Genomic DNA, 24951 nt, shown 5'->3' on the forward strand with positions numbered 1-24951 from the left:
GAGCCGGGGATTCGTGACTTGGGTGGGCGTGACGTGAAGTCGTGGATCGGCGGGGCGAGTCCGGCCATGACGAGGCTCTGAAGGCGCCATGACGCGGGGCGACGTACACCCTCACACCGTCATCCCCGGGCTTGACCCGGGGATCCATGACTTTGGTGGGCGGAACGCAAGACGTGGATGCCCGGGTCAAGCCCGGCCATGGCGTTGTTAAAATGGCAGCCGCGCGGCGGCGCCACTCACACCGGTTTCAGCAGCACGTGCTTCTTCTTGCCGAGCGAGAGCTTGATCACGCCTTCCGGGGTCAGGTCGCGCTCGGTGAGCACCGCCTTCTCGTCGGTGACGGTGGCGTCGTTCACCTTCAACCCGCCGCCCTTGACCTGACGCCTCGCCTCGCCATTGGAGGCGACGAGCCCGCTCTTCTCGGCGAAGGCGGCCAGCACGCCGATGCCAGCCGCGAGGTCGGCCGTCGGCACCTCGATAGTCGGCAGATCGGCAGCGATGCCGCCTTCCTCGAAGGTTTTGCGCGCGGTTTCTGCCGCCGCTTCCGCCGCCGCGCGCCCGTGCAGCAGGGCGGTGATCTCGGTGGCGAGGAGCTTCTTCACCTCGTTGATGGCCGAGCCCTTCGCCTCCTGCGCCAGGCGCGCGATCTCGTCCATCGGCAGGGTGGTGTAGAGCTTGAGGAAGCGCTCGACATCCGCGTCCTCGGTGTTGCGCCAGTACTGCCAGAACTCATAGGGCCCGAGCATGTCGGCGTTCAGCCACACCGCCCCGTTCAGTGACTTGCCCATCTTGGCGCCGGAGGCGGTGGTGAGCAGCGGCGAGGTCAGCGCGTAGAGCTGCTGCGTGCCCATGCGGTGGCCGAGATCGATGCCATTGACGATGTTGCCCCATTGGTCGGAGCCGCCCATCTGCAGCCGGACATCATAGCGCTTCGACAGTTCGACGAAGTCATAGGCCTGCAGAATCATGTAGTTGAATTCGAGGAAGGACAGCGACTGCTCGCGGTCCAGCCGCGTCTTCACGCTGTCGAAGGACAGCATGCGGTTGACCGAGAAATGCCGGCCGACATCGCGCAGGAATTCCAGATAGTTGAGATCGCGCAGCCAGTCGGCATTGTTGATCATCAGCGCGTCGGTCGGGCCCTCGCCATAGGTGAGGTAGTTCGAGAAGACGCGCTTGATCGAGGCGATGTTGGCCTCGATCGTGTCCACCGTCATCAGCTGGCGCGCATCGTCCTTGAAGGAGGGGTCGCCCACCATGCCGGTGCCGCCGCCCATCAGCGAGACGGCGCGGTGGCCGGTCTTCTGCAGCCAGTGCAGCATCATGATCTGGATCAGGCCGCCGGCATGAAGGCTCGGCGCGGTGGGGTCGAAGCCGATATAGGCCGTCACCGTTTCCTTGGCGAAGAGAGCGTCGAGGCCCTGTTCATCGGAGATCTGATGAATGAAGCCGCGCTCGCTGAGGGTGCGGAGGAAGTCGGATTTGAACGTGCTCATCTCGGGCCTGCGGGCATCAACGCCATGTTAGGAACGGGCGGGTGATTTAACAGTTTCGCGCGGCGAAAGCACCCCGAGGACAGAGATGGATCGGCCAATGTTGGCGATTGGGCTGATGAGTGGGACCTCGCTCGACGGCATTGACGTGGCGCTGATCGAGACCGATGGCGAGACCATCGCCTCGTTCGGGCCGGGGCGGACCTATGTCTATGCGCCGGAAACGCGGGAATTGCTGTTCCGGGCGCTGGCCGACGCGCACGAGATGACCGACCGCGACGCCCGTCCCGGCATTCTCGCCCGCGCCGAGCGGCTCTCGACCGAGCGCCACGGGCAGGCGCTGGCGGCCTTTCTCAAGGAGTTTCCGGCCTATCGGGAAGTCGACGTCATCGGCTATCACGGCCAGACCGTGCTGCACCGGCCGGAGATTGGGCTGACCGTCCAGCTGGGTGATGGGCCCGCCTTGGCGCGGACGGCCCGCATGATGACCACGGGGCGCGGGCCGACGCTGGTTTACGACATGCGCGCCGCCGATGTCGCCGCCGGCGGGCAGGGCGCGCCGCTGGTGCCGGTGTATCACCGCGCGCTGGCGCGCGGGCTGGGGCCGCCCAAGCCCTTGCTGGTGCTTAATCTCGGCGGGGTGGCCAATGTCACCTATGTCGACGGCAGGGCCGACCCGATCGCCTGCGACACCGGCCCGGCCAATGCGCTGATCGATGATTTTCTGAAAGCCCGCACCGATCTTCCCTTTGACGACGAGGGAATCATCGCTGCCCACGGTTCGGTGGATGAGGCCGCCGTCGACCGGCTGATGACCCACCCCTTCTTCCACCGGCCGCCGCCGAAATCGCTCGACCGCAACGACTTCCGCGCCTGGGTCAACCAACATGCCGGGCTCGATGCGATGAACACGGCGGACGGGGTGGCGACGCTGACGGCGCTGAGTGCGGCGAGTGTCGCGGCGGTGCTGCCGCATCTGCCGAAGCGGCCGGACAGGCTGATCGCCGCCGGCGGGGGCGCGCATAACGCGACGCTGCTGCGCTTCCTGCGCGCCCGGCTCGGCATCGAGGTGGCGACGGCCGATGATGTGGGCTGGTCGACCGACGCGCTGGAGGCGCAAGCCTTCGGCTTTCTGGCAGTGCGGGCGCTCAGGGGCCTGCCATTGAGCTTCCCTACCACCACCGGGGTGCCGTCCCCGATGCTGGGGGGCCGGGTGATCGCGCCGGCGTGAAGAGAAGCTGAAGGTGTCATTCAGAAAATCTGAATTTCATACACAGAATGTCGCAGTATTCCTGAAACGCATTGGTGCGATGCGAAATCCGATGATGCGGTGCACAATATTCCATGTAGTTTGAGGGCTCCCGGAAGTCCGGCTCGCCAGGCAGGCAGCTTCCTCTTCAAAACGCCTGGACAGAAACTTTGGAGCCCTCGACATGCGCAGCCTCAGCCGCGATATCCTGCCGCTTGCCGTCGCCGGCGGCCTCATTGCCGTCGCCGTCATCGCCCCCGTCCGTGCCGCCGACAAGGCCGGCCTGAAGCCGGCCACGGCCCAGACCATCAATATCGGCTATGTGAACGGCGTTGCGTATTACACCCCCCAGGCCGACGGCTATCACGTCGTCGCCACGCTGACCGTCGCCGGCGGCGCCCCGATCCGCGTCTCCGCCACGCTGCAGCCCGATCAGGTGGTCAGCTTCTCCGTGCCCGGCGCTGCCGACACGGCCGAGAGCATCGTTCAGATCGCCCGCCATGGCGACGCGATCACGCTGACTAACCCGCCGACCCGGCTCGTGCTCAACTGAGCCAAGGCTGAACCACTACGTAAAAAGCCCGGCGTTTGCAGCGCCGGGCTTTTCGTTTGTCGGGACCTTAAGGAAGGGCGCCTCAGGCGGCGCTGGTCTTCTTGGCGGTCTCGGGCAGGCGCTTGTCGAGATAGGCGCCGACGACCTCCATCAGGTCCTCGGTCTTGCCGTCGAAGAAGTGGTTCGCGCCCGGCACGGTCTGCTGGTCGATGACGATGCCCTTCTGCGTCTTCAGCTTCTCGACGAGGCCGGTGACGGCAGAGAAAGGCACCACCGCGTCCTTGTCGCCATGCACGAACAGGCCGGAGGAGGGGCAGGGGGCGAGGAACGAGAAGTCATAGAGATTCGCCGGCGCGGCGATGGAGATGAAGCCCTCCACCTCCGGGCGGCGCATCAGTAGCTGCATGCCGATCCAGGCGCCGAACGAGAAGCCGGCGATCCAGCAGGCGCGCGCGTCCGGGTTGATCGACTGCGCCCAGTCGAGCGCGGCGGCGGCATCGGCCAGTTCGCCCTGGCCATGGTCGAACGAGCCCTGCGAGCGGCCGACGCCCCGGAAATTGAAGCGCAGGGTCGAGAAGCCCCGGTTCACGAACTGGTAATAGAGGTTGTAGACGACCGGATTGTTCATCGTGCCGCCGAACTGGGGGTGCGGGTGCAGGATGATGGCGATGGGCGCATGGCGCGCCTTGGCCGGCTGGTAGCGGCCTTCGAGCCGCCCCTTCTCGCCGGTGAAGATGACCTCGGGCATGAAGTTCGTGACCTTGAATGCGGCGGGGCAAGGCGAGATTGGTCCGGTGGGCCGTGAACCCGTTCCGGCCTGCGTCCCGAAAGACTGCCTTACCGCATGCGCCTTGACGACCTGGGGCGGGAGCCCTAACTTATTAGAATAATTCTAAATATCTACGTTGAGTTGCGGTCACGTCGCGTTCAACCTGCGCGTGGCCGGGCACCCTACGAAGAAGACGGGACGGTCAGCTATGCCGGACGACGCCTGAATTTGCAAGCTTTAGCGCAAAGGAAGGGGCAGACGGCGCGGCGCCTTCCTATATAGGAGAGGCAAACGGAACCACGAGCCCCCGAGCCCATGAACGCACGCACCTATCTCGACCATAACGCGACATCGCCGGTTCGCCCGGAAGCGCGCGAGGCCCTGCTGGCGGCGCTGGACGCCACCGGCAATGGTTCTTCCGTGCATGCCGAGGGCCGTGCGTCGCGCGGGGTGATGGATGTGGCGCGGGCGCGGGTGGCGGCGCTGGTGGGGGCGAACCCAGCCGGGGTGATCTTCACATCAAGCGGCACCGAGGCCGATGCGCTGGCGCTGACGCCCGATTACCGGCGCGGCGAGACGCCCATCCGCTGCGATGTGCTGCTGGTCAGCGCGGTGGAACATGCCGCCGTGCTGCGCGGCCATCGTTTCCCTACCGACCGGGTGGAGGTTTTGCCCGTCGATGCGCGCGGGCGGGTGAAGCTCGATGCGCTCGACGCGGCGCTGGAGCGCCATTCCGCCGCCGGGCGGCGGGTGCTGCTCTCGCTGATGGTGGCCAATAACGAGACCGGCGTGATCCAGCCGCTGGCGGAGGCGGCACGCCGCGCCCATGCCCATGGCGCGCTGGTGCATACCGACGCCGTGCAGGCCGCCGGCCGCATTCCGCTGTCGCTGCCCCTGCTCGGCGCCGACATGATGTCGGTTTCCGCCCACAAGCTCGGCGGCGCGCCGGGGGCGGCCGCGCTGATCCTCGCCGACCCCGACCTTCGCCCGGCGCCGCTCATCGGCGGTGGCGAGCAGGAGAGGGGGCGCCGGGCCGGCAGTGAGAACGTGCCGGCCATTGCCGCCTTCGGGGCGGCGGCGCTGCGCGCGGCCGATTGTGTGGAAGCCGATGGCACGCGCATCAATGGCTTGCGCGAACGGCTTGAAGACGCTCTAAGGTGCGAGTTTCCCGAGCTTGTCCTGCTCGTGGGCGATGTCGACCGGCTGCCGAACACCTCGTGCCTCGCGCTGCCGGGCGTGCCCGCCGAAACCGTCGTCATCGCCCTCGATCTCGCGGGCGTGGCGGCGAGTGCCGGCGCCGCCTGCTCCTCGGGCAAGGTCGCGGCCTCGCATGTGCTGGGGGCGATGGGTGTGTCCGAGCGCATCGCGCGTTCGGCGATCCGCCTGTCCTTCGGCTGGTCGAGCGGGGAAGAGGATGTCGACCGGGCGCTCGGCGTGTTTCGCCGGGTGTTGCCCGGCCTTTTGCGTCGCCGCGCGGCGGCGTGAGGTGAGATTTGCGCGGCCTTCGGGTGGCGCAGGACGACGCGGGCGATGCCGAAGCTGGCGGCGCCTGCGGGAATGGTTGACCTGACCCGCGGGCCTTGACCCCGCGTGGGAGAGGAGATGAGACGATGCCGGCCGTACAGGAGACAGTGGACCAGGTCCGCTCGCTTGATGTCGATCAGTACAAGTACGGGTTCTTCACCGAAATCGAGACCGAGAAGGCTCCCAAGGGCCTGAGCGAGGACACGGTCCGCTTCATTTCGGCGAAGAAGAACGAGCCCGAATGGATGCTCGAATGGCGGCTGGAGGCGTTCCGTCGCTGGCTCACCATGCGCGAGCCGGACTGGGCGCGGGTGAGCTACCCGCCCATCGACTATCAGGACCTCTATTACTATTCCGCGCCCAAGCGCCCGAGCGAACTGTCGATCGACGACATCGATCCGGAGATTCTCGCCACCTACGAGAAGCTCGGCATTCCGCTGCGCGAGCGCGACGCGCTGCTCGGTATTGCCAGCGGCGGCACCAAGGTGGCGGTCGATGCGGTGTTCGACAGCGTCTCCGTCGCCACCACCTTCAAGGAAGAGCTCTCCAAGGCCGGCGTGATCTTCATGCCGATCTCCGAGGCGGTGCGCGAATATCCCGAGCTGGTGAAGAAATATCTCGGCTCGGTCGTGCCGGTGACGGACAACTACTTCGCCACGCTGAACTCGGCGGTGTTCTCCGACGGGTCGTTCGTCTACGTGCCGAAGGGCGTGCGCTGCCCGATGGAGCTGTCGACCTATTTCCGCATCAATGAGCGCAACACCGGCCAGTTCGAGCGCACCCTCATCATCGCCGACGCGGGCGCCTATGTGAGCTATCTCGAAGGCTGCACCGCGCCGATGCGCGACGAGAACCAGCTGCACGCCGCCGTGGTCGAACTGGTGGCGCTTGATGACGCCGAGATCAAGTACTCGACGGTGCAGAACTGGTACCCCGGCGACAAGGACGGCAAGGGCGGCATCTTCAACTTCGTCACCAAGCGCGGCGACTGCCGCGGCGACCGTTCGAAGATTTCCTGGACGCAGGTGGAAACCGGTTCGGCCATCACCTGGAAATACCCGAGCTGCATCCTGCGCGGCGACAATTCCCAGGGCGAGTTCTACTCGATCGCCATCTCGAACGGGCGCCAGCAGGTCGATAGCGGCACCAAGATGATCCATCTCGGCAAGAACACGTCGAGCCGCATCATCTCCAAGGGCATCGCGGCGGGCTATTCCGACAACACCTACCGCGGCCTCGTCACCGCCCACCGCAAGGCTACCGGCGCGCGCAACTTCACCAATTGCGACAGCCTGCTGATCGGCGACAAGTGCGGGGCGCACACCGTGCCCTATATCGAGTCGAAGAACTCCTCCGCCCAGTTCGAGCACGAGGCCACCACCTCGAAGATCTCCGACGACCAGCTGTTCTACTGCCGCCAGCGCGGCCTCGATCCCGAGGAAGCGACGGCGCTGATCGTCAACGGCTTCGTCAAGGACGTGCTGCAGCAGCTGCCCATGGAGTTCGCCGTGGAAGCGCAGAAGCTGATCGCGGTGAGCCTCGAAGGCTCGGTGGGCTGACGCGCGAAATCGTGGATGCCCGGGCCAGGCCCGGGCATGACGTCGGATTTTTCAGAACCCTCGCATTCGTCATCGCCGGATTTTGTCCGGCCCTCCACGGATCGGGTTCAAGACAACGGAACAGATGACATGGCTCTGCTCGACATCGCAAACCTCCACGCCAAGATCGACGGCGAACACGGCAAGGAAATCCTCAAGGGCCTCTCGCTCAAGGTGAACCCGGGCGAGGTCCACGCCATCATGGGGCCGAACGGCTCCGGCAAGTCCACCCTCTCCTACATCCTCGCCGGCAAGGAGGATTATGAGGTCACGGACGGCTCCGTCACCCTCGACGGCGATGACCTGCTGGAAATGGAAATCGACGAGCGCGCCGCCAAGGGCGTGTTCCTCGCCTTCCAGTACCCGGTGGAAGTGCCCGGCGTCGCCACCATGACCTTTCTGCGCGCCTCGTTGAACGCCCAGCGCAAGAAGCGCGGCGAGGCGGAAGTCTCCACCCCGGACTTCCTGCGGCTGGTGAAGGACAAGGCGGCGCATCTCGGCATCAACCAGGACATGCTGCGGCGCGGAGTCAATGTCGGCTTTTCCGGCGGCGAGAAGAAGCGCGCGGAAATCCTGCAGATGGCCATTCTGGAGCCCAAGCTCTGCGTGCTCGACGAGACCGATTCCGGCCTCGATATCGACGCGCTGAAGGTGGTCTCCGAGGGCGTCAACGCGCTGCGCGCGCCCGACCGGGCGATGATCGTCATCACGCATTACCAGCGCCTTCTGAACCACATCGTGCCCGACTTCGTACATGTGATGAACAAGGGCCGCATCGTCCGCTCCGGCGGCAAGGAGCTGGCGCTGGAACTCGAAGCCAATGGCTATGCCGAGTACCAGCAGGACGCGGCGTGAGGTGGCTGAGATGAACGCTGACATCCGTCCGATCCGCACGCAGGCCGAGCAGGCGATCCTCGCCTCCCTCGGCAGCGTGGCGGGAGGCGGCGACCGGCTGGCCGATCTGCGCCGCGCCGCCGCCCGCTCCTTCGAGGAGAACGGCCTGCCGCACCGGCGGGTCGAGGAATGGAAATACACCGATCTGCGCAGCCTGATGCGCGAGGCGGTGCCGGTGGCCGGCACGGCCGCCATCGCCGAGGCGGATGCCCGCGCCCGTCTGCTGCGCGGCGTCGAGGCCCGCCGTATCGTCATCGCCAATGGCGCTGTCGTGCCGGAGCTTTCCGACCTTGCCGATCTGGAGGAGGGGCTGAGCCTCACCACCTTCGCGGCGGCCATGGCGGCGGGCGACGAGGTGCTGAGCCGCATCGGCGGCATCGTGCCCAGCCGCTACGACGCCTCACTGGCGCTGAACACCGCGCTGGCCCGGGACGGCGTGGTTATCACCGTCGCCCCCGGCGCGGCGATCCAGCGGCCGGTGCATGTGGCGCATGTGTTCGCCAGCGGCACGGCGGCGGCGATGTATGCCCGCTCGCTCGTGGTGGTGGGGGCGGGGGCCTCCTTCACCTTTGCCGAGAGCTTCGAGGGGGCGGACGGGCTGGCCTACCAAGCCAATTCGGCGACCGAATTCGTGGTCGGCGACGGCGCACATCTCGACGTGGTGCGGCTGCAGGAGGAGGGCGCCTCGGCGTTCCACCTCTCGACGCTGCTGTTCGATGTCGGGCGGGAATCGAAGGTCCACGCCTTCACCTTCGGCCTCGGCGCGGCGGTGGCGCGCACCACGCTCTACGCCACTCTTTCGGGCGAGGACAGTCATGTCGGCTTCAACGGCGCCACCCTGCTGAAGGGCCGGCAGCACGCGGATTCGACGCTGTTTCTCGACCATCAGGTGGCGGGCTGCGAGAGCCGCGAACTGTTCAAGACCGTACTTGATGACAGCGCGCGCGGCGTGTTCCAGGGCAAGATCGTCGTCCGCCAGGCGGCGCAGAAGACCGACGGGCGGATGATGAGCCGCGCGCTGGTTCTCGGCGACGAGGCCGAGATGGACAACAAGCCGGAGCTGGAGATCTTCGCCGACGACGTGCAGTGCGGCCATGGCGCCACCTGCGGGGCGATCGACGACGAGCTGCTGTTTTATCTGCGCGCCCGCGGCATTCCGCTGAAGGAGGCGCAGAGCCTTCTTGTGCAGGCCTTTGTCGGCGAGGCGGTGGAAACCGTCGAGCATGACGGGCTGCGCGAGGCGCTGGTCGAGCGCGCCGAAGCCTGGCTCGCGGGGCGCGCGTAAGGCGGGACGACGAGGCGGGCATCCTTCGAGGCTCGCTTCGCTCGCACCTCAGGATGACGTTGCCCTTGAGAACCACGTCATCCTGAGGTGCCGGCCAAAGGCCGGCCTCGAAGGATGTTCGCCCGTGTGGCGCCAGAAAGGTCGATCGATGACCATCACCCTCCACCCCGCCGTCGCCAACGGCACCTATGATGTTCAGCGCGTGCGGCAGGATTTTCCGATCCTGTCGAAACAGGTCTATGGCAAGCCGCTGGTCTATCTCGACAACGCCGCCTCGGCGCAAAAGCCGGTGCAGGTGCTGGACCGCATGCGCTTCGCCTATGAGAACGAGTATTCCAACGTCCATCGCGGCCTGCACTTCCTCGCCAATGCGATGACCGAGGCCTATGAGGAAGCGCGCGAGCGCTGCCGCGCGTTTCTCGGGGCGCCGACGCTGGAGGAGGTGATCTTCACCCGCTCGGCCACCGGCGCGCTCAACCTGGTGGCCTCCTCGCTCGGCCAGTCGATCGGCGAGGGCGACGAGATCGTGCTCTCGATCATGGAGCACCATTCCAACATCGTGCCGTGGAACTATCTGCGCGAGCGCAAGGGCGCGGTCATCAAATGGGCGCCGGTGACGGAAGACGGGGCCTTCGATCTCGACGCCTTCAAGGCGCTGCTGACCGAGCGCACCAAGATCGTCGCCATCACCCACATGTCGAATGTGCTGGGCACGGTGACGCCGATCAAGGAGATCGCCCGCCTCGCCCATGAGGTCGGCGCGCTGGTGGTGGTCGACGGCTCGCAGGCCGCCGTGCACATGCCGGTGGACGTGGTGGACCTCGATGTCGATTTCTACGCCGTCACCGGGCACAAGCTCTACGGGCCGACCGGCATCGGCCTGCTCTATGGCAAGCGGGCGCTGCTGGAGAAGATGCCGCCCTATGAAGGCGGCGGCGAGATGATCCGCACCGTCACCGAAGAGGGCGTTACCTACGGCGAGCCCCCGCACCGCTTCGAGGCCGGCACGCCGCCCATCGTGCAGGCGATTGGTCTCGGCGCGGCGCTGGCCTATATGGAAAGCCTCGGGCGCGAACGCATCGCCGCGCATGAAGCCTCGCTCGGCGCCTATGCCCGCCAGCGTCTGGCGCAGATCAATTCGGTGCAGGTCTATGGCGATGCGCCGGGCAAGGGCGCCATCTTCGCCTTCGACGTGAAGGGCGCGCATGCGCACGACATCGCCACCGTTATCGACCGCGCCGGCGTGGCCGTGCGCGCCGGCACCCATTGCGCGATGCCGCTTCTAGGGCGATATGGTGTGAATGCGACGTGCCGGGCGTCGTTCGCGCTCTATAACACGCATGAGGAAGTCGACGCTCTCGCCGACGCCCTCATCAAGGCTCAGGATCTTTTCGCATGAGCGAAGCCCACACGTCCGAAAGTCCGAACGCCCCGGCGGTACAGTCCGGTATTCCGGAGGAGGAGCTTGCGCGCCTCACCGACGACATCGTCGCGGCGCTCAAGACCGTCTATGATCCGGAAATCCCGGTCGACATCTATGAGCTCGGGCTCATCTATAAGGTCGACATCGCCGATGACCGCCAGGTGGCGGTCGAGATGACGCTGACCACGCCGAACTGCCCCGCTGCCGCCGAACTTCCCGGCATGGTGGAGGGCGCTGTGGCCAATGTCGGCGGCGTCTCCGGCGCCAGCGTCAACCTCACCTTCGATCCGCCCTGGGACCAGGGCCGGATGTCCGAGGAAGCGCGGCTGGCGCTCAATCTCTGGTGAGCGAGGTCCAGTGTTGAGCGAGACTCAGTGGTGAGCGAGACGTGGTCGTGAGCGAAACACCTGCCGCACCGCCGCTTTCCGGCGTGGTGGAAACCGGGCTTTATGTCGACGACCTGCCCCGCGCGCGCGGCTTCTATGAGCGCGTGCTGGGCCTCCGGCCGATGATCGCCGATGAGCGCTTCTGCGCCTATAATGCCGGGCCGGGCAGCGTGCTGCTGCTGTTCCTGCGTGGCCAGACGCTGGAGCCTGTCGTGATGGCGGAGGGCACCATTCCCCCGCATGACGGCCATGGCCCGCTGCACTACGCGCTGGCGATTCCCGCCAGCTCCGTGGCGCAGTGGGAGCAGCATCTGGCGGCGCATGACGTTGCGCTGGAGAGCCGGGTGGCGTGGCAGGGCGGCGGCGTCAGCCTGTATTTCCGCGACCCGGACAACCATCTGGTGGAACTGGCGACGCCGGGGCTGTGGCCGAACTATTGACGACTCCGCTTGCTCTCATAGGTTAACCGAGTTGCGTGGCAAGCCGGCAATTCCCATTCTGCGAGCGCGCGGCACGAAAAATGGGGGCGTCGATGTGGACATTAGCGGCAGTGTTTATTGCGGGCTTGATCGCCTATCTCGCCGGTCGGGCAAATGAGAGTGACCGCCGTCTCTATGATGGGTCTGATGGTTTGGCTCGCGACTCTATGGTCAAACTCCATATTCGGCAGGATCTTAAGTTGATTTCCTTCCTGCTTTTCGGGGTCATTATCATGTTGGGCGTTATCGCAGACCGACTCTGAGTTCCAGAGATTGCGGGCACGCTCGCCGGTAGCGAAGGCTCGCCCTTGCCTGCGCCCCGTGCATCCCCCATCTTAAGCGTACCGATCCGCCGGCCTTGAACCGGCGTCGATGTGGAGACAGCGAAATGACCCAGCCCCAGCCTCGCCCCCGCCCGCAGGTAATGACCCTCACCGATGCCGCCGCCGAGCGCGTGCGCGCGGTGATCGCGCGTTCGGAAAAGCCGATTGCCGGCCTGCGCATCGGCGTCAAGAATGGCGGCTGTGCCGGCATGGAATACACGATGGAATTCGCCGAAGCGGCCGGCAAGTTCGACGAGGTGGTCGAGGACAAGGGCGTGAAGGTGCTGATCGACCCCAAGGCGATCCTGTACCTGCTCGGCACCCAGATGGACTTCAAGGCCGACAAGCTCTCCGCCCAGTTCGTGTTCAACAACCCGAACCAGACCTCGGCCTGCGGCTGCGGCGAATCGGTCGCCATCACCCCGGTGCAGCCGGAGCGGGCCGAAGCCAGCGCCTGACCTTCGGGCGATGGACGAGGCCGGCATCGTCGACATCTTCGCCGCCTTCGGCCCCGTGCGCTGCCGGCGCATGTTCGGCGGGCTCGGGGTCTATGCCGGAGGGGTGATGTTTGCCCTGGCGGTCGACGACACCCTTTATCTCAAGGCGGATGCCGCTTTCGCCACGCGGCTCGCTGCCGCCGGCTCGCGGATCTTCACCTATGAGCGGCTGGGCCGGGCGGTGACGCTCGGCTTCTGGTCGCTGCCCGAGGCGGCGCTGGACGATCTCGATCTCGCGGCCGAGCTTGCCGGGCTGGCCGTAAACCTTGCGCACAAGGCTGCCGCGTCCCGGCGCCCCACGCGCGGGCGAGCGGTGTGAAATCACCGCGCCGCGTGAACCCGGCCGCCGCTTCGTCGTTTCCATGCGGGGGACTTCCCCATGGAGCGACGGCATGAACCTGGACCAACTCGGCAATCTCTTCATTCTCTACGGGCTGAACGCGCTCTATGCGCTGGCCATGCTGCTCATCGGCTGGTGGCTGGCCGGGCTGGCGGAGCGGCTGGTGCTGCGCGGGCTCGCCAGCACGCGCCGGATCGAATCCACCGTGGTCGGTTTCTTCGCCAGCTTTGCCCGCTACGGCATATTGGTGTTCGTCGGGGTGGCGGTGCTGCAGCGCTTCGGCATCCAGACCACCAGCATCATCGCCGTTCTCGGCGCCACCTCGCTGGCTGTCGGCCTCGCGCTGCAGGGCACGCTGTCCAATCTCGCCGCCGGGGTGATGCTGCTGCTGTTCCGCCCGTTCAAGGTCGGCGATGCGGTGGAGGTCGGCGGCCAGAGCGGCACGGTCAAGGCTCTGTCGCTGTTTACCACCGAACTTGCCGCCGGCGACAATGTGCAAGTGCTGATGCCCAATGGCCGAGTCTGGGGCGCGCCCATCGTCAACAAGTCGGTCTATGGCACGCGAAGCTTCAGCTTCGCGCTGGAGCTGAAGCCGGACGCCGATATCGAGGGGATGATGGAGGACGGACTCGCTTTCCTGCGCGCGGACCCGCGCGTGAACCAGGCGCCCGGCCCGTCCGCCTCGATCGCCAAGATGGGGCTGGACCGGGTGGAGGTCGGTTTCTCCGGCTGGGCCTCGGCGAGCGAGGCAGGGGCGGTGCGCGGCGACCTTATTCGTCGCCTGCGCGCCCATAGCCTGAAGGTCCATGGTTTGGCCAAGCCGGAGCGGGCGATTGCGGCCGCGCCGCCGGCCAGGGGACTGAACGGGTCCGAGGCGACGGAGGGCGACCGGCCGGAAACCGGCTCGGCCTTCCTCAAGCCACTCTCGGGCGAGCCGTTCAGCCGGCCTTGATCTTCACCGGCCGCAGCAGGAAGGCCGGCAGGTGCGAGGTATCCGCCGGCTCGTCCATCGGCGCCCGCTCGGAGCGGCGATGGGTGAGCGGCGTCACCGGCGCCCGGGCGGGGGCCGGGGCGGGCTTTTCGCGGTTGCGCTCGCGCGGGGGGCGGGCGGCGACAGGTGCGGGAGCAACTGCCGGAGCGGCCACCGGAGCTGCCTCGGCGTCCACCGCCTTTTCACGGCCACGACGGCGCGCCGGCTTGGCGGTCGGCTTCACGGCCTCGTCGGCGACAGCGGCGAGCGGAGCCTCGACAATCTCGACCGGCACGGGCGCGGCCTCGGCATCGCGACGACGGGCGGGACGGGCACCACGGCTCTCGCCGCCATCCTCGCGCTCGCGGCCGGCGCTGCGGCCGCCGCGACCCTTCTCGCGGGCGGGCTTTTCGCGCGACGTCTTCTCGCCACCGGCCTTTTCGCGGGTCGGGCGGGCGCGGGCCTCGGAAGCCGGCACGCTGTCGAGCCCGGCGCCGTCCTTCCAGTCGATCGGGCGGCCAATCAGCTTCTCGATCGCTGCCAGCGACTTGACCTCGCCTGATGTGACGATGGTGAAGGCGGCGCCGGCACGACCCGCCCGGCCGGTGCGGCCGATGCGGTGGACATAGTCCTCCGCGTGGTGCGGCGTGTCATAGTTGAAGACATGGCTCACGGCGGGAATGTCGAGCCCGCGCGCGGCGACGTCGGACGCCACCAGCAGCGTGGCCTCGCCGGTGCGGAACTGGTCGAGCGCCTGCATGCGCGAGCGCTGGTCCATGTCGCCATGCAGGCAGACGGCCTTGTAGCCGTGCCGCAGCAGCGACTTGTGCACCACGGCCACTTCGCTCTTGCGGTTGCAGAAGATGATGCCGTTCTGCAGGGCGTCGGCGGTGTTGATCAGGTGGCGCAGCGTGTCGCGCTTGGTGAAGTCTTCCTTGCCGGAGGCGACGAGCAACTGGGTGATCGTCGAGGCGGTGGAAGAGGGGCGAGAGGCTTCGATCTGCACCGGGTTCGACAGGAACTGCGCGACGAGGCGCTGGATTTCCGGCGGCATGGTGGCCGAGAAGAACAGCGTCTGCCGGGTGAACGGCACCAGCTTGCAGACCCGTTCGATGTCCGGGATGAAGCCCATGTCCAGCATGCGGTCGGCCTCGTCGATGACGAGGATCTCGATGCCGGAGAGCAGCAGGCGGCCACGCTCGACATGGTCGAGCAGCCGGCCCGGTGTGGCGATGAGAATATCGACCCCGCGCAGCAGCTTGGCGTCCTGGTCGCCGAAGGAAACGCCGCCGATCAGCAGGGCGACGTTGAGCTTGTGGTTCTTGCCGTAGCGCGTGAAGTTCTCCTCGACCTGCGCGGCGAGTTCGCGCGTCGGTTCGAGGATCAGCGTGCGGGGCATGCGGGCGCGGGCTCGGCCCTGCTCCAGCAGCGTCAGCATCGGCAGGGTGAAGGCAGCGGTCTTGCCGGTGCCCGTCTGGGCGAGCCCCAGCACATCGCGGCGCGCGAGAATGTGCGGGATAGCCTGCGCCTGGATCGGCGTCGGCTCGGTGTAGCCCGTATCGGCAACGGCCGCGAGCACCTTGTCGCTCAGGCCCAGTTCGTTAAAAGGCATCTGGATCAATTCTGCGGCTGCGCACCGCACACCGGCTCCCCGAGCCGTAACCGGGGATGGTTGCATCGTCGTCGCGCGGAGCGCATCAGTCGGATATGGTATGACGACGCGATGCACCATAGGCATAACGCTCGGAAAGTCAACGGATTTGGCCGCTGTCAAGGGCATTTCGGCGTGTTCCGGCCCCGGCGGCCATCTCAAGGGAAGGCAGGTCGGGCGATGAGCCGTGCATTCGTGAAGGAAGACAGCGGCGCCGACACACTTCCCGAGCGCCCGGTCAGCACCAATCGCAACCTCGTTACCCGCCGGGGACTGGCGCAGATCGACGCCGAACTGGCGGGCCAGCGTGAGGCCCTTTCCGCGGCCGGCGCCCGGGGCGACCGGGACGCGGTGGCGGCGGCCTCGCGGGAGCTGCGCTACTGGTCGGCCCGCCGGTCCAGCGCCGAGCCGGTGGACCCGCCGCAGGAGGGGGAGGCCATCACCTTCGGCATGGCGGTGACGCTGGAAGACGGGAAGGGCGCGCGGCGCCGCTTTCGCATCGTCGGCGAGGACGAGGCCGATCCGGCGCAGGGGCGCATCGGCTGGGTGTCGCCGGTGGCCCGTGCGCTGCTGGGCAAATGGATCGGCGACGAGGTCGCCCTACCGGCCGGGTCGATGGAGATCGTCGCCGTCGATCCGCGCCCGGAAGAGGCGTGAGCCGTGCTGATCCCCGCCGAAACGCTGCTCGTCTTCGTCCCGGCGGCACTGGCGCTGAATCTCACACCCGGCAATGACATGCTGTTCTGCCTCAGCCAGGGCATGCGCTCGGGCCCGCGCGCCGGCATTGCCGCGAGCTTCGGCATCGCCACCGGGGTGTTGCTGCACAGCTGCGCGGCGGCGGTGGGGCTGGCGGCGCTGCTGGCGACGCATCCGGCCGCCTTTGAGGTGCTGCGCTGGGCCGGCGTCGCCTATCTCGTCACTCTCGCGGTGCAGGCGCTGCGCGGCTCCGGCGCGCTGGTGGCGGCGCACGCCGCGCCCACCCGCGCCTCGGCCGTAAAGGCGTGGCGGGCGGCGGTGCTGGTCAGCCTGCTCAACCCGAAAGTGGCGGTGTTCGTGCTGGCCTTCCTGCCGCAATTCGTCGACCTGTCGCGCGGCAGCGCCTTTGCCCAGTTCATGGTGCTGGGCCTCATCCTCAACATTGGCGGCACGGTGGTGAACGGTCTGGTGGGCGCCTTCGCCGGCCGCATCGGCCGCTGGCTGGGCAGCCGGCCGAGCCTGGCGCGGATGGCGGAAAAGCTCACCGCGATACTCCTGCTGTCCATTGCCGCCCGTATCGCCTTGGAGCGGCGGGGGTAGGGAGGAAGGGCGGTACAGCGGGATGACCGTTCGACACCGACACCGCCCGCGCCTATGGCGCTCGCCATCCCTTTGCGCGTGTTCGCGAAGACCGAGATCGAGACCTCTGCCCCGCCCGGGCGGGCGACGCAGGCCCGCCTCAGATATCCAACAGTTCCTCATTGGCGAAGGCGGCGCGCTCGGAGATGAAGGCGAAGCGGCTTTCCGGCTTGTTGCCCATCAGCCGCTCGACGATGTCGGCGGTCATGGCGCGCTCGGCTTCCTCGATGGTGACGCGCAGCAGAGTGCGCGACTTCCGGCTCATCGTGGTTTCCTTGAGCTGCGCCGGCATCATCTCGCCAAGGCCCTTGAAGCGGCCGATATCGACCTTGCCGCGCGAGGAGAATTCCTTGGCCAGCAGCTGGTCGCGATGCGCCTCGTCGCGCGCATACAGCGTCTTGGCGCCCTGGCTGAGCCGGTAGAGCGGCGGCACGGCGAGAAACAGATGGCCGTTCTCGATCAGCTTCGGCATCTGCCGGTAGAAGAAGGTGACGAGCAGCGAGGCGATATGGGCGCCGTCGACATCGGCGTCGGTCATGATGATGACCCGCTCATAGCGCAGATCCTCGTCGCGATACTGCGCCCCGGTGCCGGCGCCCAGCGCCTGCACGAGATCGCCGAGCTGCTGGTTCGCCGCCAGCTTGTCGCGGCCGGCACTGGCGACGTTGAGGATTTTTCCGCGCAGCGGCAGCACGGCCTGGGTCTGGCGCTCGCGCGCCTGCTTGGCCGAGCCGCCGGCGGAATCGCCCTCGACGATGAAGAGTTCGGACCCTGCCGCCGAATTATTGGAGCAGTCGGCCAGCTTGCCCGGCAGGCGCAGCTTGCGCACGGCGGTCTTGCGGGAGATTTCCTTTTCCTGCCGGCGGCGCAAGCGCTCCTCGGCGCGCTCCACCACCCAGTCGAGCAGGCGGTTGGCCTGGGTCGGGTTGCCGCCGAGCCAATGATCGAACGGGTCGCGCAGCGCCGCCTCGACGATGCGGGTCGCCTCGGCGGTGGCGAGCTTTTCCTTGGTCTGGCCCTGGAATTCCGGCTCGCGCACGAAGACCGAGAGCATGGCGACGCAGCCGGCCATGACATCGTCCGCCGTGACGATGGCGGCGCGCTTGGCGCCGCCGGTGCGCTCGGCATGGTCGCGCAGGCCCTTCAGCAGCACGGCGCGCAGGCCGGTCTCATGGGTGCCGCCTTCGGCGGTGGGGATGGTGTTGCAATAGGAGGAAATGGCGCCGTCGGCGTCGCCCAGCCACGCCACCGCCCATTCCGCCGCGCCATGGCCGCCGGGCCGCGTCGTCTTGCCGGAGAAGATATCGGGATGAACCCGGGTGCTGCCCTCAATGTCGGCGGCGAGATAGTCGCGCAGGCCGCCGGGAAAGCGGAACACGGCCTTTTCGGGGATGTCGGTGCCGGCCACCAGCGCGGCGTCGCAGCTCCAGCGGATTTCGACCCCGCCGAACAGATAGGCCTTGGAGCGGGCCATCTTGAACACGCGGGCCGGCTTGAAGCGGGCGCCTTCGCCAAAAATCTGCGCGTCCGGGTGGAAGCTTACCCGCGTGCCGCGGCGGTTGAGAATGCGTCCGACCTCCTGGATCGGCCCCTGCGGCACGCCGCGCGAATAGGTCTGGCGGTACAGCGTCTGGCCGCGGGCGACCTCGATCTCCAGCACGTCGGACAGGGCGTTGACCACCGAGACGCCGACGCCGTGCAGGCCGCCTGACGTCTCATAGACCTTCGAGTCGAACTTGCCGCCGGCATGCAGCGTGGTGAGGATGACCTCCAGCGCCGACTTGCCGGGATATTTCGGGTGTTCCTCGATCGGAATGCCGCGCCCATTGTCGGTCACGGTGAGGAAGCCGTCGCTGGTCAGTTCCACCTCGATGAAATTGGCGTGGCCCGCCACCGCCTCGTCCATCGAATTGTCGATCACCTCGGAGAAGAGGTGATGCAGCGCCTTCTCGTCCGTGCCGCCAATATACATGCCCGGCCGGCGCCGCACCGGCTCCAGCCCCTCCAGCACCTCGATGTCGGCGGCGGTGTAGCCGGCCTCGCCCGGCGTGCCCTCGCGCAGCGCGGCGGGGCGCGCGCTGGCACGCGGACGCGGGGCGGGAACGGCGGCGAAGAGGTCGTCAGAATTCGACATGGGCGCGGGTGGTCTCGTCGTGGTCAGGAACCGATTCGGTCTTCCTAGCACTATGGCAGGGCCCGCGCGAAACCGGAACGCTCCGTGAACATGGGCGCCATGCGGGCTGGCTGTGCCAGCGTTTCCCGGACAAGGGGCGCGCGAGCGAACCGCCGCCCATGCCGGGCTGGACAGGCGCGAGTCCGAGCGTCAGCGCGTCAGCCGCTTCCGGTTCGCCCGCACCTTGCGGCCGTACAGCGCGACGATCTCCGGCCCGACAGCGTCGAGCCGGCCGGCGGCTGCCGCCTTCATCAGCCGGGCATTGACCTCGCCCAGCGCCAGCGTCTTCTCCGTCACCATGCGGAGCGCTTCCACCCCGGCGGCGGCATCGCCGCGCGCCAGCCGGTTCAGCCGTTCCGCGATGACGAACTGCATGTCCATGCCGAGCCGGGCCAGCTCCATGCCAGTGGAGAACCAGGAAAGGGGAGACGTCATCGCAAAGGCTCCGGCCGGTGAGAGGCGGGAGGAGAAGCCCGCACTGCACGGTTCAGTTCCGATAGCCGACGCGCAGCCGCCATGCGCGGGGCGAGCCCCTCTTGTCTTTCGTCGGACATGCGAAAGGTGTAATGGCGCAAATCCACGCGCGCCCGCCCCGAGACGGCCGGCGCGCCAGCAGGAAGGGTCGCCACCATGACGGACAGCAAGGCGCGGATCGCCATCCTCGGGGCTTCGGGCTATACCGGCTCGGAACTGCTGCGCCTGCTGCTGCGCCATCCCCGCGTCGAGATCGTCGCGCTGACCGCCGACCGCAAGGCCGGGCAGGCGGTGGCGGACGTGTTTCCGCAATTCGCGCCGTTCAAGCTGCCGGGCCTCATCACCATCGAACAGGTGGCGTGGAAGGAGGTTGATCTCGTCTTCTGCGCCCTGCCGCACGGCACCACGCAGCTTGTCATCAAGAACGTGTTCGAGACCGCGCCGCATGTGAAGGTGGTCGATCTCTCCGCCGATTTCCGGCTGCGCGACGACGGCGCCTATGAGCGCTGGTATGGCCATCCGCACCAGGCGCTGGAGCTGCAGCAGGAAGCCGTCTACGGCGTGGTCGAGCTCTACCGCGACGATATCCGCAAGGCGCGGCTGATCGCCAATCCCGGCTGCTACACCACGACCGCCATCCTGCCCGTGGTACCGCTGATCGAGGCCGGCGCCATCGAGCCCGAGCACATCGTCATCGACGCCAAGAGCGGCGTGACCGGCGCGGGGCGTTCGGCGAAGGAGAACCTGCTGTTCACCGAGGTGACGGAGGGCATGCACGCCTATGGCGTCGGCGGCCATCGCCACATGGCCGAGCTGGACCAGGAATTTTCCAAGGCCGCCGGTCGCACCCTCGCGCCGAGCTTCACGCCGCATCTGGTGCCGATGACGCGCGGCATCTACGCCACGATCTACCTGAAGACCGGGGCGGGCGTCGGCGCCGAGGGCGTGCATCGCGTGCTGGCGGATTTCTATCGCAGCGAGCCCTTCGTGCATGTGATGCCGCTTGGCCAGGTGCCGCAGTCGCGCTTCGTCAAGGGCTCGAACATGGCCTTCATCGGCGTTGTGAAGGACCGCGCGCCGGACCGGGTGATCGTGATCTCCACCACCGACAATCTAGTGAAGGGCGCCTCCGGCCAGGCGGTGCAGAACATGAACCTCGTGCTCGGCTATCCCGAGACGTTGGGGCTGGAGCAGATCGCGCTGTTCCCGTGAGGGGGCGGCAGCCCCAGCGCGCATCGTCATCCCCGGGCGTGACCCGGGGATCCACGACTTCACACTGGAGCCGGGGCGACGCCGCGGATGGCCGGATCACGTCCGGCCACCGCGCTCCTGTACGCTAAGACTTCACCTTCACATAGCTGCCCGGCGCGTCCTCTATCGCTTTATAGGGCCCTTCGCCGGGGATGCGTTTGGCGGCGGGCATGCGCTTTCCGTCCGGCGCCTCGATCCAGCCCAGCCAGTCCGGCCACCAGGAGCCGGGGTGCATCTGCGCACCGGCGATCCACTCCTCCAGCTTCCCCGCCGCCGGCCCGCCGGTCCAGTACTGGTATTTGCCGCGTGCCGGCGGGTTGATGACGCCGGCGATGTGGCCGGAGCCGGCCAGCACGAAGCGGCCGGGCCGGGCGAATTTCTGCAGGCCGAGGAACACCGAGGCCGCCGGCGCGATGTGGTCCTCGCGCGTCGCCACGCTGTACATCGGCAGGTCGATCGCCTTGAGGTCGAGCGTCTTGCCGGCGAGCATCAGGCTGCCCTGCGCCAGCTTGTTGTCGAGATAGCAATTGCGCAGATAGAAAGAGTGATTGGCCGCTGGCAGCCGGGTCGAGTCCGAATTCCAGTAGAGAATGTCGAACGGGAAGGGCGCCTGCCCCTTCAGATAGTTGTTCACCACATAAGGCCAGATCAGGTCATTGGACCGCAGCATATTGAAGGCGTTGGCCATCTTTCGGCCTTCCATCACGCCCGATTCCAGCATCTTGCGTTCGAGGCTGGCGATCTGTTCCTCGTCGATGAACACTTTGAGGTCGCCGGCAAAGGTGAAGTCGACCTGGGTGGTGAGGAAGGTGGCGCTGGCGAGGCCGGGCTTTTTCCCGGTGGCGGCCAGCCAGGCGAGCGTCATCGCCAGCATGGTGCCGCCGACGCAATAGCCCACCGCGTGGAAATCCTTGGTGCCGGCGGCCTTCTTCGCCACCTCGAAGGCGGTGAGCACACCGTCCTTCATGTAGGCCTCGAAGCCCTTGGCGGCGAGTTCCGGGCCGGGGTTCACCCAGGACACCATAAACACGGTGAGCCCGTGCTCCACCGCCCAGCGCACGAAGGACTTTTCCGCCGTGAGGTCGAGCACGTAGAACTTGTTGATCCAGGGCGGAATGATGACAACAGGCGTCGCCAGCACGTTCTCGGTCTGCGGCGCGTACTGGATGAGCTGCATCAGCTCGTTCTGGAAGATCACCTTGCCCGGCGTCACCGCCAGATTCTCGCCGACCTGGAACTTGGAATCGTCGGTCTGGCGGATCTTCAGGTCGCCGCCACCGGCCTCGATGTCCTCGGCCAGCATCTTCATGCCGCGCACCAGGTTTTCGCCATTGGAGGTCAGCGTGGTGCGCAGCAGCTCGGGATTGGTCAGCACGAAATTGGAAGGCGAGACTGCGCCGGCGATCTGGCGCACATAGAACTCGGCCTTGTGCTTGGTTCGGGCGTCGATCTCGGCTTCCTCAACCATATCCGCCGCCCAGTTGGCGGTGAGGAGGTAGGCCTGCTTGAGCGCGTCGAAGAAGGGATTGGAGTTCCATTCCGGGTCGGAAAAGCGAGAGTCTCGCGTGGCCGGCTCCACCACGGGCCGGGTCTTCTCGCCGCCCAGCTTCTTCAGCGCCGTGGTCCACAGATCGAGATAGCCGCCGATCAGGCGCGACTGCGCCTCCACCGTGCGCTGGGGGTCGGCCAGCCAGTATTCGGCGACATTGCCGATGGTCTTGGCGACGTCGGCTAGGTCCTCGGCCACCTCGTCGCGGATGCGTCCTTCCTCGCGCGGGCGCAGATAAGCGGCCATGGCCCGCCCGCCTTCCTCCACCATCCGCGCCAGATTGGCGGCGAAGATTTCGAGGTCGATCGGGCTTGTCCGGGCGGCCTCGGGTCCGGCGGTGTCGGCAGCGGGTGCAGCAGTGGCAGGGGCCGGTTTTGCCGGGGGCGGCTCAGGCGTCGGCGCGGCGGCGGCCGGCGTGGGGGCGGCCGCCTTTGCCGCAGGGCGGCGCGGCGCCGCCGCCTGCTCCACTGGCGGGCGCGGGGTTCGGGCCGCCGGGGAACGCGGCGCCTTGGCCGGTGCCTGTGATTCGGTTGCTGCCGTGCTTGCCACCGGCTTTTCCGCCGTCGCCTTCTTCGCGGCCGCCTTGCGCGCCGGCGGTGCGGCAGGGGGCACAGGAGCAGGGGCCGCAGCCGCAGGGGCCGCGACGGGCTTTGGCGCCGGTTTCCGCCCGGCCTTCTTCACCACCGGGGCGGACGGTTCCCGCGCCTCGGCCGGGGCGGCGTTCGTCGCCGGCGCGGACTTTGCCGCTGTGGGAGGTATCTTGCTGGTGCGTCGGTTGCTCACCGCTTGTCCCCGCGGGTTGGTGCGTTCATAGGTGGCCATAATAGACGCGCTATCGGACGCTAGCGAGTGCGTAACGGGCCGTACACGCGCAAGCTGACGTGTGGGCAGGCCGGCGCAGGGGAGGAGACCAGAGTGGGTCACGGGCAAGGCAGGCAGGCCGGCGGGGCGTTCGGGCCGGTGCACATTCTTGCGGGCTGTGCCCTGGTAGCGCTGCTGCTGGCCGGCTGCGCCTCGGCGGAGGGGCCCTCGGCGGGAATCTCCGAGGCGGCACTGGCGCAGGGCAGCGTCGAATCAGCGGGCGTGTCCGCCGGCGGCGCGGAGGTCGATCCGCGTGCCGCCGCCGGGCAGTCGCGCGCCGCGCCGGCGCCAACCGGGCGCCAGAAGCCGCCCGAGCCGGCCTATCCCACTTTCGGCGCTCCGGCGCAGGTCGGCGACCGGCCGGTGCTGACCCAGCAGCAGCGGGATGCGATGCAGAAGAACCTGGAAAATCTCGCCAGCCAGCGCGAGAAGGAGATGCTGCGGCAGATCGAGGCCCCCGAATAGGCCCGCGCCCCGCAGCGGGCACGATTACCATTCTTCTGCCCCTTTGGGCTGACATCCGTCGCTGTGCGGGCGCGCGAAGGGTGATATGAAGCGCGCGTGACGCCGCCGCCGGGGGATACGGGGCGGCCCTGGAGCTTGAGACCCATGACCGATTTCCATCGCATCCGCCGGCTGCCGCCTTACGTGTTCGAGCAGGTCAACCGTGTGAAGGCCGGCGCCCGCAATGGCGGCGCCGACATTGTCGACCTCGGCATGGGCAACCCGGATCTCGATGCCCCGGCCCATGTGGTGGACAAGCTCAAGGAAACCATCGGCCGGCCGCGCACCGATCGCTATTCCGCCTCCAAGGGCATTCCCGGCCTGCGCCGCGCGCAGGCGGCCTATTATGAGCGCCGCTTCGGCGTGAAGCTGAACCCGGACACCCAGGTGGTGGCGACGCTCGGCTCGAAGGAAGGCTTCGCCAATATGGCGCAGGCGATCACCGCCCCGGGCGACGTGATCCTGGTGCCGAACCCCAGCTACCCCATCCACGCCTTCGGCTTCCTGATGGCCGGCGCCGCGATCCGCTCCGTGCCGTGCGAGCCGGGGCCGGAGTTCTTCCACGCGCTGGAGCGCGCGGTGGCGCACTCGATTCCCTCGCCGCTGGCGCTGGTGCTTTGCTACCCGTCCAACCCCACCGCGCAGGTCGCCGATCTCGATTTCTACCGCGACGTCGTCGCCTTCGCGAAGAAGCACGACCTGATCGTGCTGTCCGACCTCGCCTATTCGGAAGTGTATTTCGACGACAACCCGCCCCCCTCGGTGCTGCAGGTGCCGGGTGCGATGGATGTGACGGTGGAATTCACCTCCATGTCCAAGACCTTCTCCATGGCCGGCTGGCGCATGGGCTTCGCGGTCGGCAATGACCGGCTGATCGCGGCGCTGGCGCGGGTGAAGTCCTATCTCGACTATGGCGCCTACACGCCGATCCAGGTCGCGGCGACGGCGGCGCTGAACGGCCCGCAGGACTGCATCGCCGAGATGCGCAGCGTCTACAAGAAGCGCCGCGACGCGCTGGTCGACAGTTTCGGCAAGGCGGGCTGGGAGATTCCCGTGCCCACCGCCTCCATGTTCGCCTGGGCGCCGATCCCGGAAAAATTCCGCCACCTGCGCAGCCTCGAATTCTCCAAGCTGTTGATCGAGAAGGCGGATGTCGCGGTCGCGCCGGGCGTCGGCTTCGGCGAGCATGGCGACGATTATGTGCGTATCGCCCTTGTGGAGAACGAGCAGCGCATCCGTCAGGCGGCGCGCAACATCCGCCGCTTCCTTGAAACCGGCGCGGAAACATTGCACAACGTCGTCCCTCTCGCCGCGGCGCGTTAAGGCCCGGCCCCTTCGGGCGGCGCCGCATTCGGAACGTTTGTTGAGTT

The 24951-nt window shown here is 67.4% G+C and carries 23 protein-coding genes; 17 read left to right on the forward strand and 6 right to left on the reverse strand.

Features of this window, described 5'->3' with window-relative positions:
• Positions 1-236: 236 nt before the first annotated feature.
• The gene (gene tyrS, locus A3M1_RS0118600) at positions 237-1496 is read right to left on the reverse strand and encodes a tyrosine--tRNA ligase (protein WP_018390499.1); all 1260 of its coding nucleotides are present in this window, start codon (positions 1494-1496) and stop codon (positions 237-239) included.
• Positions 1497-1593: 97 nt separating this feature from the next.
• Between tyrS and A3M1_RS0118605 the strand changes: the two genes are divergently transcribed.
• Together A3M1_RS0118605 and A3M1_RS0118610 are read left to right on the forward strand one after the other, a co-directional pair.
• Positions 1594-2724, forward strand: a complete 1131-nt coding sequence (locus A3M1_RS0118605; protein ID WP_018390500.1) for an anhydro-N-acetylmuramic acid kinase — start codon at positions 1594-1596, stop codon at positions 2722-2724.
• Between the two features lie 202 nt (positions 2725-2926).
• Complete coding sequence (locus A3M1_RS0118610) at positions 2927-3295, forward strand: hypothetical protein (RefSeq protein WP_018390501.1); 369 nt, start codon at positions 2927-2929, stop codon at positions 3293-3295.
• A gap of 82 nt (positions 3296-3377) precedes the next feature.
• On the opposite strand, the gene A3M1_RS0118615 is transcribed toward A3M1_RS0118610, so the two are convergent.
• Complete coding sequence (locus A3M1_RS0118615) at positions 3378-4043, reverse strand: alpha/beta hydrolase (RefSeq protein WP_018390502.1); 666 nt, start codon at positions 4041-4043, stop codon at positions 3378-3380.
• Between the two features lie 336 nt (positions 4044-4379).
• Here A3M1_RS0118615 and A3M1_RS0118620 point away from each other — a divergent pair, with 336 nt between their 5' ends.
• The 10 genes from A3M1_RS0118620 to A3M1_RS0118670 all read left to right on the forward strand — a co-directional run bounded on the left by A3M1_RS0118620 (position 4380) and on the right by A3M1_RS0118670 (position 13765).
• On the forward strand, positions 4380-5549 hold the full coding sequence (locus A3M1_RS0118620; protein ID WP_018390503.1) for a cysteine desulfurase family protein: 1170 nt from the start codon (positions 4380-4382) through the stop codon (positions 5547-5549).
• 125 nt (positions 5550-5674) lie between these two features.
• Positions 5675-7147: a Fe-S cluster assembly protein SufB gene (gene sufB, locus A3M1_RS0118625; RefSeq protein ID WP_018390504.1), complete on the forward strand. Its 1473-nt coding sequence runs from the start codon at positions 5675-5677 to the stop codon at positions 7145-7147.
• Positions 7148-7276: 129 nt separating this feature from the next.
• Complete coding sequence (gene sufC, locus A3M1_RS0118630; RefSeq protein ID WP_018390505.1) at positions 7277-8041, forward strand: Fe-S cluster assembly ATPase SufC; 765 nt, start codon at positions 7277-7279, stop codon at positions 8039-8041.
• A 10-nt stretch (positions 8042-8051) separates the two neighbouring features.
• Positions 8052-9365, forward strand: a complete 1314-nt coding sequence (sufD, locus tag A3M1_RS0118635) for a Fe-S cluster assembly protein SufD (RefSeq protein WP_018390506.1) — start codon at positions 8052-8054, stop codon at positions 9363-9365.
• Between the two features lie 148 nt (positions 9366-9513).
• Entirely contained in the window at positions 9514-10764 is a 1251-nt protein-coding gene (locus A3M1_RS0118640; protein ID WP_018390507.1) for a cysteine desulfurase, read from the forward strand.
• Positions 10761-11135: an SUF system Fe-S cluster assembly protein gene (locus tag A3M1_RS0118645; RefSeq protein WP_018390508.1), complete on the forward strand. Its 375-nt coding sequence runs from the start codon at positions 10761-10763 to the stop codon at positions 11133-11135. The genes A3M1_RS0118640 and A3M1_RS0118645 overlap by 4 nt, the downstream gene beginning before the upstream one ends.
• 41 nt (positions 11136-11176) lie before the next feature.
• The gene (locus A3M1_RS0118650) at positions 11177-11614 is read left to right on the forward strand and encodes a VOC family protein (RefSeq protein ID WP_018390509.1); all 438 of its coding nucleotides are present in this window, start codon (positions 11177-11179) and stop codon (positions 11612-11614) included.
• 463 nt (positions 11615-12077) lie between these two features.
• Positions 12078-12434: an iron-sulfur cluster assembly accessory protein gene (locus A3M1_RS0118660; protein ID WP_018390511.1), complete on the forward strand. Its 357-nt coding sequence runs from the start codon at positions 12078-12080 to the stop codon at positions 12432-12434.
• Positions 12435-12444: 10 nt separating this feature from the next.
• Entirely contained in the window at positions 12445-12792 is a 348-nt protein-coding gene (locus A3M1_RS0118665; protein ID WP_018390512.1) for a TfoX/Sxy family protein, read from the forward strand.
• A 73-nt stretch (positions 12793-12865) separates the two neighbouring features.
• Positions 12866-13765 (forward strand): mechanosensitive ion channel family protein, encoded by a 900-nt coding sequence (locus tag A3M1_RS0118670; protein ID WP_018390513.1) that lies wholly within the window; start codon positions 12866-12868, stop codon positions 13763-13765.
• Here the strand turns inward: A3M1_RS0118670 and A3M1_RS0118675 are convergent.
• Positions 13752-15395, reverse strand: coding sequence for a DEAD/DEAH box helicase (locus A3M1_RS0118675; RefSeq protein ID WP_018390514.1), 1644 nt, complete (start codon positions 15393-15395; stop codon positions 13752-13754). The two genes, A3M1_RS0118670 and A3M1_RS0118675, sit on opposite strands and share 14 nt — an antisense overlap.
• 219 nt (positions 15396-15614) lie before the next feature.
• On the opposite strand from A3M1_RS0118675, the gene A3M1_RS0118680 reads away from it, so the two are divergent.
• Positions 15615-16091 (forward strand): GreA/GreB family elongation factor, encoded by a 477-nt coding sequence (locus A3M1_RS0118680; protein ID WP_018390515.1) that lies wholly within the window; start codon positions 15615-15617, stop codon positions 16089-16091.
• 3 nt (positions 16092-16094) lie between these two features.
• Entirely contained in the window at positions 16095-16730 is a 636-nt protein-coding gene (locus A3M1_RS0118685; protein ID WP_018390516.1) for a LysE family translocator, read from the forward strand.
• Between the two features lie 139 nt (positions 16731-16869).
• On the opposite strand, the gene parE is transcribed toward A3M1_RS0118685, so the two are convergent.
• Positions 16870-18903: a DNA topoisomerase IV subunit B gene (gene parE / locus A3M1_RS0118690; RefSeq protein ID WP_018390517.1), complete on the reverse strand. Its 2034-nt coding sequence runs from the start codon at positions 18901-18903 to the stop codon at positions 16870-16872.
• A 189-nt stretch (positions 18904-19092) separates the two neighbouring features.
• Complete coding sequence (locus A3M1_RS0118695) at positions 19093-19377, reverse strand: hypothetical protein (RefSeq protein ID WP_018964012.1); 285 nt, start codon at positions 19375-19377, stop codon at positions 19093-19095.
• A 195-nt stretch (positions 19378-19572) separates the two neighbouring features.
• Between A3M1_RS0118695 and argC the strand changes: the two genes are divergently transcribed.
• Positions 19573-20628 (forward strand): N-acetyl-gamma-glutamyl-phosphate reductase, encoded by a 1056-nt coding sequence (gene argC, locus A3M1_RS0118700; RefSeq protein ID WP_018390519.1) that lies wholly within the window; start codon positions 19573-19575, stop codon positions 20626-20628.
• Positions 20629-20752: 124 nt separating this feature from the next.
• On the opposite strand, the gene phaC is transcribed toward argC, so the two are convergent.
• Positions 20753-22486: a class I poly(R)-hydroxyalkanoic acid synthase gene (gene phaC / locus A3M1_RS0118705; protein ID WP_018964011.1), complete on the reverse strand. Its 1734-nt coding sequence runs from the start codon at positions 22484-22486 to the stop codon at positions 20753-20755.
• Positions 22487-23131: 645 nt separating this feature from the next.
• On the opposite strand from phaC, the gene A3M1_RS0118715 reads away from it, so the two are divergent.
• Together A3M1_RS0118715 and A3M1_RS0118720 are read left to right on the forward strand one after the other, a co-directional pair.
• Complete coding sequence (locus tag A3M1_RS0118715) at positions 23132-23542, forward strand: hypothetical protein (RefSeq protein ID WP_018390522.1); 411 nt, start codon at positions 23132-23134, stop codon at positions 23540-23542.
• A gap of 144 nt (positions 23543-23686) precedes the next feature.
• On the forward strand, positions 23687-24904 hold the full coding sequence (locus tag A3M1_RS0118720; protein WP_018390523.1) for an LL-diaminopimelate aminotransferase: 1218 nt from the start codon (positions 23687-23689) through the stop codon (positions 24902-24904).
• Positions 24905-24951 lie beyond the last annotated feature (47 nt).

Source organism: Ancylobacter sp. FA202 (assembly GCF_000380205.1).
Classification (GTDB): domain Bacteria; phylum Pseudomonadota; class Alphaproteobacteria; order Rhizobiales; family Xanthobacteraceae; genus Ancylobacter.

What these genes read in the sequence shown, in the direction of transcription:
- A3M1_RS0118670 (WP_018390513.1), top strand. Translation starts at nt 12,866, where the DNA reads ATGAACCTGGACCAACTCGGCAATCTCTTCATTCTCTACGGGCTGAAC.
- sufB (WP_018390504.1), top strand. Translation starts at nt 5,675, where the DNA reads ATGCCGGCCGTACAGGAGACAGTGGACCAGGTCCGCTCGCTTGATGTC.
- A3M1_RS0118610 (WP_018390501.1), top strand. Translation starts at nt 2,927, where the DNA reads ATGCGCAGCCTCAGCCGCGATATCCTGCCGCTTGCCGTCGCCGGCGGC.
- A3M1_RS0118660 (WP_018390511.1), top strand. Translation starts at nt 12,078, where the DNA reads ATGACCCTCACCGATGCCGCCGCCGAGCGCGTGCGCGCGGTGATCGCG.
- sufD (WP_018390506.1), top strand. Translation starts at nt 8,052, where the DNA reads ATGAACGCTGACATCCGTCCGATCCGCACGCAGGCCGAGCAGGCGATC.
- phaC (WP_018964011.1), bottom strand. Translation starts at nt 22,486, where the DNA reads ATGGTGGAGGAAGGCGGGCGGGCCATGGCCGCTTATCTGCGCCCGCGC.
- A3M1_RS0118605 (WP_018390500.1), top strand. Translation starts at nt 1,594, where the DNA reads ATGTTGGCGATTGGGCTGATGAGTGGGACCTCGCTCGACGGCATTGAC.
- sufC (WP_018390505.1), top strand. Translation starts at nt 7,277, where the DNA reads ATGGCTCTGCTCGACATCGCAAACCTCCACGCCAAGATCGACGGCGAA.
- A3M1_RS0118720 (WP_018390523.1), top strand. Translation starts at nt 23,687, where the DNA reads ATGACCGATTTCCATCGCATCCGCCGGCTGCCGCCTTACGTGTTCGAG.
- A3M1_RS0118680 (WP_018390515.1), top strand. Translation starts at nt 15,615, where the DNA reads ATGAGCCGTGCATTCGTGAAGGAAGACAGCGGCGCCGACACACTTCCC.
- A3M1_RS0118645 (WP_018390508.1), top strand. Translation starts at nt 10,761, where the DNA reads ATGAGCGAAGCCCACACGTCCGAAAGTCCGAACGCCCCGGCGGTACAG.
- tyrS (WP_018390499.1), bottom strand. Translation starts at nt 1,496, where the DNA reads ATGAGCACGTTCAAATCCGACTTCCTCCGCACCCTCAGCGAGCGCGGC.
- A3M1_RS0118640 (WP_018390507.1), top strand. Translation starts at nt 9,514, where the DNA reads ATGACCATCACCCTCCACCCCGCCGTCGCCAACGGCACCTATGATGTT.
- A3M1_RS0118675 (WP_018390514.1), bottom strand. Translation starts at nt 15,395, where the DNA reads ATGCCTTTTAACGAACTGGGCCTGAGCGACAAGGTGCTCGCGGCCGTT.
- A3M1_RS0118615 (WP_018390502.1), bottom strand. Translation starts at nt 4,043, where the DNA reads ATGCCCGAGGTCATCTTCACCGGCGAGAAGGGGCGGCTCGAAGGCCGC.
- A3M1_RS0118695 (WP_018964012.1), bottom strand. Translation starts at nt 19,377, where the DNA reads ATGACGTCTCCCCTTTCCTGGTTCTCCACTGGCATGGAGCTGGCCCGG.
- A3M1_RS0118620 (WP_018390503.1), top strand. Translation starts at nt 4,380, where the DNA reads ATGAACGCACGCACCTATCTCGACCATAACGCGACATCGCCGGTTCGC.
- argC (WP_018390519.1), top strand. Translation starts at nt 19,573, where the DNA reads ATGACGGACAGCAAGGCGCGGATCGCCATCCTCGGGGCTTCGGGCTAT.
- A3M1_RS0118665 (WP_018390512.1), top strand. Translation starts at nt 12,445, where the DNA reads ATGGACGAGGCCGGCATCGTCGACATCTTCGCCGCCTTCGGCCCCGTG.
- parE (WP_018390517.1), bottom strand. Translation starts at nt 18,903, where the DNA reads ATGTCGAATTCTGACGACCTCTTCGCCGCCGTTCCCGCCCCGCGTCCG.